General features: G+C 35.7%; 11 protein-coding genes. 10 read left to right on the forward strand and 1 reads right to left on the reverse strand.

The window, feature by feature from the left end; all coding sequences use genetic code 11:
- The first annotated feature begins 111 nt into the window (after positions 1–111).
- Positions 112–2,229: an elongation factor G gene (gene fusA, locus RMR19_RS02625; RefSeq protein WP_310601939.1), complete on the forward strand. Its 2,118-nt coding sequence runs from the start codon at positions 112–114 to the stop codon at positions 2,227–2,229.
- A 173-nt stretch (positions 2,230–2,402) separates the two neighbouring features.
- Complete coding sequence (gene tuf / locus RMR19_RS02630) at positions 2,403–3,590, forward strand: elongation factor Tu (RefSeq protein WP_310601940.1); 1,188 nt, start codon at positions 2,403–2,405, stop codon at positions 3,588–3,590.
- Positions 3,591–3,721: 131 nt separating this feature from the next.
- On the opposite strand, the gene RMR19_RS02635 is transcribed toward tuf, so the two are convergent.
- On the reverse strand, positions 3,722–4,606 hold the full coding sequence (locus RMR19_RS02635) for a DegV family protein (protein ID WP_310601941.1): 885 nt from the start codon (positions 4,604–4,606) through the stop codon (positions 3,722–3,724).
- Between the two features lie 224 nt (positions 4,607–4,830).
- Here RMR19_RS02635 and RMR19_RS02640 point away from each other — a divergent pair, with 224 nt between their 5' ends.
- The 8 genes from RMR19_RS02640 (at position 4,831) to RMR19_RS02675 (ending at position 12,657) form a co-directional block, all read left to right on the forward strand.
- A complete protein-coding gene (locus RMR19_RS02640) occupies positions 4,831–5,061 on the forward strand; it encodes a hypothetical protein (RefSeq protein ID WP_310601942.1) in 231 nt (76 codons plus the stop codon).
- A gap of 218 nt (positions 5,062–5,279) precedes the next feature.
- Positions 5,280–5,897, forward strand: coding sequence for an ECF transporter S component (locus RMR19_RS02645; protein ID WP_310601943.1), 618 nt, complete (start codon positions 5,280–5,282; stop codon positions 5,895–5,897).
- A 431-nt stretch (positions 5,898–6,328) separates the two neighbouring features.
- Positions 6,329–7,318, forward strand: a complete 990-nt coding sequence (locus RMR19_RS02650) for a rod shape-determining protein (RefSeq protein WP_310601944.1) — start codon at positions 6,329–6,331, stop codon at positions 7,316–7,318.
- Between the two features lie 159 nt (positions 7,319–7,477).
- Positions 7,478–8,251: a flagellar hook-basal body protein gene (locus RMR19_RS02655; protein WP_310601945.1), complete on the forward strand. Its 774-nt coding sequence runs from the start codon at positions 7,478–7,480 to the stop codon at positions 8,249–8,251.
- Positions 8,252–8,302: 51 nt separating this feature from the next.
- Positions 8,303–9,115: a flagellar hook-basal body protein gene (locus RMR19_RS02660; RefSeq protein WP_310601946.1), complete on the forward strand. Its 813-nt coding sequence runs from the start codon at positions 8,303–8,305 to the stop codon at positions 9,113–9,115.
- Between the two features lie 36 nt (positions 9,116–9,151).
- Positions 9,152–9,490, forward strand: coding sequence for a rod-binding protein (locus RMR19_RS02665; RefSeq protein ID WP_310601947.1), 339 nt, complete (start codon positions 9,152–9,154; stop codon positions 9,488–9,490).
- 118 nt (positions 9,491–9,608) lie between these two features.
- Positions 9,609–11,828 carry an SF1B family DNA helicase RecD2 gene (gene recD2 / locus RMR19_RS02670; RefSeq protein WP_310601948.1) on the forward strand — a complete coding sequence of 740 codons (2,220 nt, stop codon included), beginning with the start codon at positions 9,609–9,611 and terminating at the stop codon, positions 11,826–11,828.
- Between the two features lie 139 nt (positions 11,829–11,967).
- A complete protein-coding gene (locus tag RMR19_RS02675) occupies positions 11,968–12,657 on the forward strand; it encodes a ComF family protein (protein ID WP_310601949.1) in 690 nt (229 codons plus the stop codon).
- The last annotated feature ends 5 nt before the right edge of the window (positions 12,658–12,662 follow it).

A 12,662-nucleotide genomic window follows, 5' to 3' on the forward strand; every position in this document is an offset into this window, starting at 1 on the left:
AACAGGTTACAGTTGACTGGGCGAAGCAGATATCCGTATCTTCTTTGCTATCTTGCATTTTTTAGTTAAAATGTAAGACAAGACACTCATTATTTTAAGGAGGAAAATCCCTTGGCTGGAAGAGAATATCCGTTAGATAGAACCAGAAATATTGGTATTATGGCTCATATTGATGCAGGTAAAACTACATTAACAGAGCGTATCCTATACTATACTGGTGTAAACTATAAAATCGGTGATACTCATGAAGGTACTGCTACAATGGACTGGATGGAGCAGGAACAAGAAAGAGGTATCACAATTACTTCAGCGGCAACTACTTGTCACTGGACAATGCATGAACAAACAGCTGTTAAGCCAGGTGCTTTAGAGCATCGTATCAATATTATTGATACTCCTGGACACGTTGACTTTACTGTAGAAGTAGAACGTTCATTACGTGTACTTGATGGTGCAGTTGGTGTATTCTGTGCTAAAGGTGGTGTAGAGCCACAATCAGAAAACGTATGGCGTCAAGCTGACACATACAATGTACCTAGAATGGCATTCATCAATAAGATGGATATCTTAGGTGCGAACTTCTATGGCGCAGTAGACCAAATCAAAAACAGACTTGGTAAAAATACAATTATTCTTCAATTACCTATCGGTAAAGAAGATGATTTCAAAGGTCTTATTGACTTATTTGAAATGCAAGCTTATATCTATAATGATGATAAGGGTGAAGACATCGATGTTGTTGAAATCCCTGAAGACATGAAAGATGATGCTGAACTATATAGAAGTGAATTAGTTGAAAAAATCTGCGAATTAGATGATGATTTAATGATGGCTTACCTTGAAGGTGAAGAGCCAACAGTTGAACAACTAAAAGCAGCTCTTAGAAAAGGTACTTGTGAATGTAAAGCAATCCCTGTATGCTGTGGTTCTGCTTACAAAAACAGAGGTATTCAAAGACTACTTGATGCAGTTCTTGAATATATGCCAGCTCCAACTGATATCGAATCAATCAAAGGTTTTGATGAAGATGGTAATGAAGTAGAAAGACATTCTTCTGATGAAGAACCATTCTCAGCATTAGTATTCAAAATCATGGCCGATCCATTCGTAGGTAAATTAGCATTCTTTAGAGTTTACTCTGGTTCAATCAATTCAGGTTCATATGTATTGAATGCAACTAAGAACAAAAAAGAACGTGTTGGTCGTATTCTACAAATGCATGCTAACAAGAGAGAAGAACTTGATAAAGTTTATTCAGGAGATATCGCAGCAGGAGTTGGTTTCAAATTCTCAACTACTGGTGATACAATCTGTGATGAACAACATCCAGTTATTCTTGAGTCTATGGAATTCCCAGAACCAGTTATCGAATTAGCAATTGAGCCTAAGACAAAAGCTGGTCAAGGTAAGATGGGTGAAGCTTTAGCAAAACTTGCTGAAGAAGATCCAACATTCCGTGCTCACACTGACCAAGAAACTGGTCAAACAATTATCGCTGGTATGGGTGAACTTCATCTTGAAATCATCGTAGATAGACTTCTTCGTGAATTCAAAGTAGAAGCTGATGTAGGTGCTCCTCAAGTTGCTTACAAAGAAACATTCACTAATGCAGTTGAAATTGATAGTAAATATGCAAAACAATCTGGTGGTCGTGGACAATACGGACACTGTAAAGTTAAGTTTGAGCCAATGGATCCTAACGGTGAAGAAACATTCAAATTCCAATCAACAGTTGTTGGTGGTGCTATTCCTAAAGAATATATCCCAGCAGTTGGTAATGGTATTGAAGAAGCTACAAAAGCTGGTATCATCGCTGGATTCCCTGTACTTGGTGTTTCTGCAACAGTATATGATGGTTCTTACCATGAAGTCGATTCAAGTGAAATGGCATTCCATATCGCTGGTTCTATGGCATTCAAAGATGCTATGAACAAAGGTGGAGCAGTATTACTTGAGCCAATCATGAAAGTTGAAGTTACTATGCCAGAAGAATACATGGGCGATGTAATTGGTGATATCAATTCACGTCGTGGACGTATCGAAGGTATGGATGACATCGGTGGAGGTAAATTAGTTAAAGGTTATGTTCCACTTTCTGAAATGTTTGGTTACGCAACGGACCTTCGTTCTAAGACTCAAGGACGTGGAAATTACTCTATGTTCTTTGAAAAATATGAACAAGTTCCAAAATCAGTTCAAGAAAAAGTTATTGCTTCTAGAAGTAAATAATATTCTTCTTGAAAATATTACTAATATGAAATATAATTAGTGATACGAGGCAATAATCTTCAATGGTTATACATTCGTAAGAAGATTATAACAAGAGTCGGGTACTCTGACTCACTATAAAGAATTCAGTATTGTAGCCCAAAGGGCGCGTATTTAAAGGAGGACACTTAAAAATGGCTAAAGCTAAGTTTGAAAGAACGAAACCACATTGTAATATTGGTACTATCGGTCACGTTGACCATGGTAAAACTACTTTAACAGCTGCTATCACTAAAACTCTTTCTGTAAGAGTTGCTGGTAATGCTGCTGTAGATTTTGAAAATATCGATAAAGCTCCAGAGGAAAGAGAAAGAGGTATCACAATCTCTACTTCTCACGTTGAGTATGAAACAGATAAGAGACATTACGCTCACGTTGACTGTCCAGGACATGCCGATTACGTTAAGAACATGATCACTGGTGCAGCTCAAATGGATGGTGCTATCCTTGTAGTTGCTGCTACTGACGGTGTTATGGCTCAAACTAAAGAGCATATCTTATTATCTCGTCAAGTAGGTGTTCCATACATCGTTGTATTCATGAACAAATGTGATATGGTTGATGATGAAGAATTACTTGAATTAGTAGAAATGGAAATCACTGAAAACCTTGAAGAATATGATTTCACTGATTGCCCAGTAGTAAAAGGATCAGCTTTAAAAGCTCTTGAAGATCCATCTAGCGAATGGGGAGATAAAATCATGGAATTAATGGACGCTGTAGATGCTCATATTCCAGATCCTAAACGTGCTACTGATCAAGCATTCTTAATGCCAATCGAAGATGTATTCTCAATCACTGGACGTGGTACTGTTGCTACAGGCCGTGTTGAACGTGGTGTACTTCATGTAAATGAAGAAGTTGAAATCATTGGTATCAAAGAAGAATCTCGTAAAGTAGTTTGTACTGGTATCGAAATGTTCCGTAAACTTCTTGATGAAGCTCAAGCAGGTGATAACATTGGTGCACTTCTTCGTGGTGTTCAAAGAACAGACATCGAAAGAGGACAAGTACTTGTTAAACCAGGTACAATCAAATGCCACAAAAAATTCACTGCTCAAGTTTACGTATTAACTAAAGATGAAGGTGGACGTCATAAACCTTTCTTTAACAACTACAGACCACAATTCTACTTCAGAACAACTGACGTAACTGGTGTTATTGATTTACCAGCTGGTGTTGAAATGTGTATGCCTGGTGACAATATCGAAATCACAGTTGAATTAATTCACCCAATCGCTATGGAGCAAGGTTTATCTTTCGCTATCCGTGAAGGTGGACGTACTGTAGGTTCTGGTAAAGTTGCTACTGTAATTGAATAATTAATGATTTAATATCATAAATTTACCGCAATCCCTTATTCGTAGGGGGTTGCGGTTTTTTGTTGATTGAAAGAAGAGAAAAAAGCCCCCATATCCAAGTTCAATCTTTTGGATGTAGGGGCTTTGAATAGTTAAGCGTTATATTTGCGTACAAAACAAACTCCAACAATATCTGGGCCAGTGTATGTACCAATTGTTGTACCTAGTGTAAGAATAGGTAGATCGACAGGTTGGTTAATAACACTAGGTAGCTTTTCAAGGAAGATAGATGCCTCATCAAAATTAGTACCCGTAATAACACAGAATTCATAGTCTGAGTAATTAAGGTTATTGTTTTTGAAATGATTAATAAGCATATCGTAAACCTTATCAATGGCCTTCTTAAAACCACGTACTTTACCATAAGGGGCAAGTTCACCGTCTTCCATTACAATAAGCGGTTTTAAGTTAAGTAAACTTCCTGCAAGAGCAGAAACCTTACCTATTCTGCCACCCTTTTGAAGGTACTCAAGGGTACCAAGAGTGAACATTAGTCTCCCTGTTTCTCGCAATTCAAGAAGTTTAGAAACATTATCCGTAAGAGAATATCCGATGTTATGCATTTTGGCAGCTTCAAGTAATAAAAGACCCTGTCCGCCAGTGCAAATCAAGGAGTCTACAACTTCGATTTGGCTTTCAGGATATTTTTCTTCTAAAATAGATTTAGCAGTCATAGCCGACTGGTGTGAGCCGCTAAATTTAAGCGAGATATTCAAACAGAGAACGTCATATCCAGCAACTATGGCTTCTTCAAATTTGCGGCAATAATCATCAATAGAAGGAAGCGAAGTTTTAGGGTACACGCTTTCGGTAGTTAAACGTTGATAAAAATCAGGAATGGAAATATCAATAATTTCTTTTTGGTAGACCTCTTTATCAAATGATACATAAAAGGGCACTGTTGTTATGTTGTATTGAGCTAGTAATTCTTCTGTTAAATCGCAAGAACTATCGCTAAATATTCTATATGGTTTCATAAAATCCTCCGTAAAACTAAAACATAAAGTTACATATGTCGAAAATAAACGATTTAGCCGATATTGTGACAAAGTGAATATAGGTATTATAGCATATGTTAGCTAAAAAGTAATTAGTATTCTAATATGTAAATAAAGCGTAGATTGACAAATAAATACAGTGGAAAAAAGTACATTCATAATTTATCTTTTATTACAGAAAATAATGTTGTAGGAACAAATTAATGAGTGATTTAGGAGGTGTAGCAATGTCATTTACGGATAATGGTGAACTTCCAGTTGGATTAGGAATGTCACTAGCTCTTGATATGAGAGCTATGACTAATTTTTCGGCACTTGCTGATAGTAAGAAAGAAGAACTCGTTAACTATATCAAGAACTCTACAACAGGATATGAAGCGAAAGAAAGAATTACAGAAGTAGTGGATCGTTTGCATAATGATTCGTTTTTTTGATTTACAAGAAAATTTCATATTGTAAATTAAAAGGCTCTGCGTTGAATGCGCACTCGTTAAAAAGAGAATACAAATCTATATACGATTGCGCTTAGCGCGTGAGTTAATAAAGAAATTTACTATATTAAACTGGCACTATTAAACAGTTTGCATTTGGCATTTTACATTATGCCAGTAAATGCGTATACTACTAAAGAATAAAAGAAAGTGGTGATAATATGAATGGAAAACAAACAACATTAAAACTAGCACAAGCTGCGTTAATGGCAGCATTATGTTATATAGGATTTCAATTTTTGCGTTTTGATATTCCTATTGGCATGGAAAAAACAGCAATACATTTTGGAAACACATTTTGTGTGTTAGGAGCACTTTTGCTTGGCGGAGTGTGGGGAGGCCTTGCAGGAGCAGTAGGAATGACAATTGCAGATTTAACATCGGATTATGTTACATACGCACCAAAAACATTTTTACTAAAATTATGTATTGGACTTATTGTAGGATTAGTTGCCCATAAGATTGCGAAGTTAAGCCAAGAGCATAACAAATCTTATGTGATGAGATGGACAGTGATTTCAGCAGTTTCAGGTATGGTATTTAATATAGTAGCAGATCCTGTTGTAGGATACTTCTATAAGAAGTATCTGCTTGGAATGGAAGCAGATTTAGCTAAGACATTAGCGAAGATCACAGCACTTGCAACAGTAGTAAATGCACTTACCTCAGTAGTAATTGCTTCATTATTATATGCTGCATTAAGACCAGCATTAATCAAATCAGATTTATATGTACGAATAGGTAGAGAAAAGCAGGCAAAATCAAATATAGCAAGATAATAGAACGGTCTGATTGGTGGATTTTCTATGCTCGAAGATTATAAAACATTGTGTACTGGTTATAATAAGTATACAGTGTTTTTTTCTTAAACACCTATGAAATTTTATGAGTGTGAGAAAATATTACAGTTCAGATTAGATGCCATGCCAGCTCAGTTTACTGAGCTTCATCTCGCTGCGGCTAAGCGCCGTATGGATATGCAACAACATATTCCTTCGCAAGCAAGCTTTCTACGGAATATGTCATTACATATCCATATGGCTGAATAGTAAGAGAAATTTGTAGAAAATGAAAATTTCCTTTGATTTAATTACCTAATGCGTATATAATGATACTGAGTATATTTGGCTAGTTGAATAATGGAAAAAATCAGACAATGATTGTAAAAAATAAATTAATAGATAGGATTGGATTTGAAAGGAGATTTTGTATGTTGGGTACTGATATTGGTATTGATTTAGGAACAGCAAGCGTGTTGGTCTACATCAAAGGGAAAGGCGTAGTTTTAAAAGAGCCTTCAGTTGTAGCATTCGATAGAGATACGAATAAAATTAAAGCAATTGGTGAGGAAGCGAGATTAATGCTTGGTAGAACACCAGGTAATATTGTAGCGGTTAGACCTTTAAGACAAGGTGTTATTTCTGATTATACAGTAACAGAAAAGATGTTAAAGTATTTCATTCAAAAGGCAGTTGGAAAGCAACGTTTTAGAAAACCTAGAATTAGCGTTTGTGTACCTAGCCAAGTAACGGAAGTTGAGAAGAAAGCAGTAGAAGATGCAACATACCAAGCAGGTGCTAGAGATGTTGCTATTATAGAAGAACCGATTGCTGCAGCAATTGGTGCTGGTATCGATATTGCAAGACCATGTGGTAACATGATTGTTGATATCGGTGGTGGTACTACTGATATTGCAGTTATCTCATTAGGAGGTACTGTAGTTAGTACATCAATTAAGATTGCAGGTGATGACTTTGATGAAGCAATCGTGCGTTATATGCGTAAAAAACATAATCTATTAATTGGTGAAAGAACAGCAGAGGATATTAAGATTAAAATTGGTTCTGCATACAGAAGACCAGAAGTAGCTACATTAGATGTTCGTGGACGTAACCTAGTAACAGGCCTTCCAAAGACAATTACTGTTACATCTGATGAAACGGAAGAAGCTTTAAAAGAAACTACTTCACAAATCGTTGAAGCAGTACACAGTGTATTAGAAAAAACGCCACCAGAATTAGCAGCCGATATTGCAGATCGTGGTATTGTACTAACTGGCGGGGGTTGTCTATTATACGGTTTAGAGCAACTTATTGAAGAAAAGACAGGAATTAATACAATGACAGCAGAAGAGCCAATGACAGCTGTTGCAATCGGAACAGGAAAATTCGTTGAATTCTTAAGCGGTAAAAGAGACTAGATAATAAGATTCACATTCTTTCTTCGAGATAAGAATGTGGATCTTATTGGTATCTCAAAAATAGATAATATGTACTATAAAGTAATCCTGAAATTATGACGAAATATGTGTTAGGGATTAGTGTGTGGATTATAGATTTACAATAGGAGGTATAAGGGTTTGGTTAGAGCACTATATACTGCTTATACAGGAATGATTAATGAGCAGAAACGATTGGATACAATAAGTAATAATTTAGCGAATTCCGCTACAATTGGTTATAAGAAAGAAAGCGTAACAAGTCAAGCATTTGAAGAAGCGTTGACAATAAAAATTAATGATGCATCGGAAGCTTATACCAATAGACCTATTGGAACAATGAGTTTAGGAGTAAAGCTTGGAGAGTATTATACAGACTATACGCAAGGTTCATTCCGTGAAACAGGGAATACATATGATTTAGCGATTGAAGGCAATGGATTTTTTACTGTAGCAGTAGCAGATCGAAACGGAAATGAGACGATTCAATATACAAGAGATGGATCGTTCAAGATGACACAAGATGGATACTTGGTTGATGCATACGGAAATCATCTTCAAGGTGATGGCGGAGACATTCAGATACCTACAGATGCACAGTCTGTAACGATTGAGCTTGATGGTACAGTTTATGCAGATCAAGAATATGTTGGGAAATTAACAATAACAGATTTTGAAGATTATTCTTATCTTAAAAAAGCTGGAGATAATTATTATAAACCTGTTGATGGCGCAGAACAAAAAGATAGTGCTGGTGTAGTAAGACAAGGCTATACAGAGCAGTCTAATGTAAATGTTATTTCAGAGATGGTTAGTTTGATTAATATTACAAGAGCATATGAAGCTGGTCAGAAAGTAATTAAGACACAAGATCAATTACTTGATCAAGCAGTTAATCAAATTGGTAAAGTATAATAGGTTAGGGAAACGATAAATTATTAATGATGAAGAAAGAGGTGCTCGATTATGATGCGTTCTTTATGGACAGCAGCGTCTGGTATGATTTCACAACAGACGAATGTTGATACAATTGCGAATAACTTAGCAAATGTTAATACGGTTGGTTATAAAAAAGAGTCAGCAGAATTTAAAACATTGTTATACCAAACAATTCAAGAAAAAACAACAGATAACAATGGTGATCCAAAACCAACATCTGCACAAGTAGGTTTAGGTGTGCGTAATTCAGCGATTACAACACACTATACACAAGGATCAATGTTAGAGACAGGTAATACATATGACTTTGCTCTTCAAGGATCAGGATTCTTTATGGTTCAGATGGCAGATGGTTCAGTTGGGTATACAAGAAGTGGATCATTTAATTTAGCAGTTGGAACGGAAGGTATGGTTCTTGCTACTTCAAATGGTAATCCAGTACTTGATACGACAGGTAATGCAATTGTACTTGATTCAAAGTATGATACTTCTAAAATAACAATTGATGCAAATGGAACTCTTTGCTACCCAGATGATTCGGGAAATGCACAATCAATTGGCATTACGATTGGTGTTGCACAATTTAGCAATCCAGCAGGATTACTTAAAACATCAGATAGTATTTTGAAAGAAACAGACGCTTCTGGTGAAGCAGTTTGGGGAGTGAATACAGTAAAAGGTTCTAACGTATCTATGAAACAAGGATATTTAGAAGGTTCTAATGTACAAACAGCAGATGAAATGGTAAATCTGATTGTAGCACAAAGAGCATATGAGATGAACTCTAAGATTATTACAGCATCGGATGAGATGTTACAACAAGCAAATAACCTTAGATAGTTATAGCAATCTCCAAACATAGAAAGGAGAATTACGATGGCAATCGATTCCTTAGCAGCATATAGTAGCACGGTATCAGAACTTAATAAACAAAATACGCAAGCTACGCAATTAAAAAGCAAATTAAATAATACAAGCGTTTCTACAGCAACAGATGATGAGCTTATGGAAGTTTGTAAAGACTTTGAGCAATATCTTGTAGAGCAAGTATTCAAATCAATGAAGACAAGCTTAGTTCCTAAAAGTGAAGATGACGAAAATGAATATGTACAATACTTTGGGGATTCATTATATCAAGAGTATGCAAAAAACATGAGTGAGACAGGTGGATTAGGAATTGCTCAGATGTTATATGAATCAATGAAACGTCAATAGATGAAAAGAGTGCTGTTATGCTTACAGATTCCTGTAGCGTAATAGCATTTTTTGGTTATCGTATTATGATAAGTCAGTCCTATAAAGTAAAAAGAATTTCATGCAGGAGGAGTAACAATTGGCTGAGACAATTCGGGGTTATGTTGAGAAAATAGTATATCGCAATCAAGAGAATGGTTATACTGTGCTCGGCTTAACTGGAGAGGATGACGATATAACATGTGTAGGGAGTTTTCCGTTTATTAATGAAGGAGAATATGTAGAATTACATGGTAATTATATCTCGCATCAAATATATGGAGATCAATTTCAAGTACAAAACTATGAAATAAAAGAGCCGGAAGATATGATGTCAATAGAACGTTACCTTGGATCAGGAGCGATTAAAGGAATTGGTGTTGCATTGGCGGCTAGAATTGTACGTAAGTTTAAAGAAGAGACATTTCGAATAATAGAACAAGAACCAGAGCGATTAGCAGAGGTAAAAGGAATAAGTATAGCCAAAGCGCAAGAAATAGGTACGCAATTTGAAGATAAGAAAGAATTACGTGATGCAATGTTGTTCTTGCAAAAGTATGGAATAACGAATAATTTGGCAGTTAAGATATATAAGCAGTATGGAAGTCGCATGTATGAAGTGATAAAAGAAAACCCATACAAATTAGCAGATGATATTAATGGAGTGGGTTTCCGAATTGCAGATGAAATTGCTGCAAAGGTAGGAATTGGTGGGGATGCAGAATTCCGTATAAAAGCAGGTGTGTTGTATGTGTTATTGCAAGCGTCACAATCGGGAAATGTATATTTGCCAATGGATTCGTTGATTGCTAAAACGGCTCAGATGTTAATAATAGAACCAGATAGAATTGAAGACCATATTATGGATATGGTAATTGATAAAAAGGTAATGATTAAAGAGATTGATGATAGAAAAGTCGTTTATAGCACATATTTTTATTATACAGAATTAAATGTAGCACGTATGCTTCATGATTTGAATGAATCTTACGATGTGGCTGTGAATGAGATGATAGGCAGAGTAAAAAAAATTGAAAAGGCAGAGAAAATCGAATTAGACGAGATGCAAAGAGATGCTGTAGTAGAGGCAGTACGTAACGGCGTATTAGTAATAACAGGTGGACCGGGTACAGGTAAGACAACTACGATTAATACGATTATTAGATTCTTTGAAGCAGAGGGTCTTGATTTCCTTTTGGCAGCTCCGACTGGGCGTGCAGCAAAGAGAATGAGCGAAACAACGGGATATGAAGCGCAGACAATTCATCGATTATTAGAACTGTCAGGAGCACCAGATGATTCGAACACAAAATTGAATTTTGAGAGAAATGAAGAGAATCCATTAGAGGCAGATGCAATAATTATAGATGAGATGTCTATGGTAGATATCAGTTTGATGAATGCATTGTTGCGAGCGATTACAGTAGGAACGAGAGTGATTTTAGTAGGTGATGTAAATCAGCTCCCTTCTGTAGGCCCTGGAAATGTATTGAAAGATATTATTAACGCAAATACATTTCATGTTGTTAAATTAAATAAGATTTTTAGACAGGCAACAGAGAGCGATATTATTGTCAATGCTCATAAGATTAATAATGGAGAACCAATTACACTTGATAATAAGAGTAAAGATTTCTTTATGTTAAAGAGGGATGATGTTACTGTAATTATACAAGTAATGCTTACACTAATTAAATATAAGATGCCGAAGTATGTCAATGCAAAACCATATGATATTCAGGTATTAACTCCAATGAGAAAAGGGGAACTAGGAGTGGAGCGACTTAATCAAGTATTACAGATGTATCTTAATCCAGCAGAGACAGGTAAGCGTGAGAAAGAAGTGTCGGGGCGTATCTTCCGAGAGGGAGACAAGGTAATGCAGATTAAGAATAACTATCAAATCGAATGGGAATGCAAGAGCCAATTCGGTTTAAGCTTTGAAAAAGGAACTGGAGTGTTTAATGGAGACACAGGAATAATTAAGGAGATAAATCTGTTCTCAGAAATTATAACGGTTGTATTTGATGAGATTCGATATGTAGAATATTCGTTTCAACAAGTTGATGAACTGGAGCTTGCTTATGCAATTACAATTCATAAATCGCAAGGAAGTGAATATCCAGCAGTTATTATTCCTGTACTATCAGGACCTAAGATGCTATTACATCGAAATCTACTGTATACAGCGGTTACAAGAGCAAAAAGTTGTGTGACATTAGTAGGAAGTAGCGCGGTTGTGCAATCTATGATTGATAATGTAAGCGAGCAGGAACGATATACAAGTTTGGATATAAGATTAAAAGAGGTTATGAATTAGAAATTCGATATAAAAAACAACTGAAGTTATTTGTAAAAAAACATTTTTATGGTGCATTATCATACTTTATGTTGTATAATATAGATACATTCTTAAGTAAAATTTGAGGGGGAAATAGATTATTCGTATACTAGATTACTTGTATCCGAGTCGTTGTCCTGTGTGCGGGAATATTGTAACACCAAGACAACAGATGGTTTGTATGGGATGTGCCAATACATTTCATGTAATAAAAAATCCTAAGTGTTTGAAGTGTGGTAAACCATTAGAACAGGAAGAACAAGAATATTGCTTTGATTGTACGAGACAGACTTTTCATTTTAATAGAGGGATGGCATTGTGGGTCTATGATGAAAAGGTCAAAAAATCAATTGCGAACTTCAAATTTCATAACAGACGAGAATATAGCAAGTATTATGTTCAAGAACTATTGAATTATTATAGAGAAGAAATAATAAAGACTGCACCAGATATATTAGTTCCAGTGCCTTTGCATAAATCCAAGTTAAAAGAGAGAGGATTTAATCAAGCATATCTGCTGGCACAAGGAATAAGCAAGAGTGTAGGGATTCCGGTTGTTGAGAATTATTTAATACGTTCTCATAAAACAAAAGCACAAAAGAGATTAGATAATCGAGAAAGAGCAAATAACTTGCATGGTGCATTTGCCCTAAATTCAAGTTATAGTGAAATAATATTTAATAAAATCATGTTAATTGACGATATATATACGACAGGTAGTACAATAGATGCATGCGCAGAAGTACTATTGCAAGTCGGAGTGAAAGAGATATATTTCTTAAGTTTGAGTATAGGAAGAGGTTTTTAGGAGGG

The sequence above is a fragment of the Anaerosporobacter sp. genome (assembly GCF_031551385.1).
Lineage (GTDB): Bacteria > Bacillota > Clostridia > Lachnospirales > Lachnospiraceae > Anaerosporobacter.

What these genes read in the sequence shown, in the direction of transcription:
- tuf (WP_310601940.1), top strand. Translation starts at nt 2,403, where the DNA reads ATGGCTAAAGCTAAGTTTGAAAGAACGAAACCACATTGTAATATTGGT.
- RMR19_RS02650 (WP_310601944.1), top strand. Translation starts at nt 6,329, where the DNA reads ATGTTGGGTACTGATATTGGTATTGATTTAGGAACAGCAAGCGTGTTG.
- RMR19_RS02665 (WP_310601947.1), top strand. Translation starts at nt 9,152, where the DNA reads ATGGCAATCGATTCCTTAGCAGCATATAGTAGCACGGTATCAGAACTT.
- RMR19_RS02640 (WP_310601942.1), top strand. Translation starts at nt 4,831, where the DNA reads ATGAGTGATTTAGGAGGTGTAGCAATGTCATTTACGGATAATGGTGAA.
- RMR19_RS02660 (WP_310601946.1), top strand. Translation starts at nt 8,303, where the DNA reads ATGATGCGTTCTTTATGGACAGCAGCGTCTGGTATGATTTCACAACAG.
- RMR19_RS02635 (WP_310601941.1), bottom strand. Translation starts at nt 4,606, where the DNA reads ATGAAACCATATAGAATATTTAGCGATAGTTCTTGCGATTTAACAGAA.
- RMR19_RS02645 (WP_310601943.1), top strand. Translation starts at nt 5,280, where the DNA reads ATGAATGGAAAACAAACAACATTAAAACTAGCACAAGCTGCGTTAATG.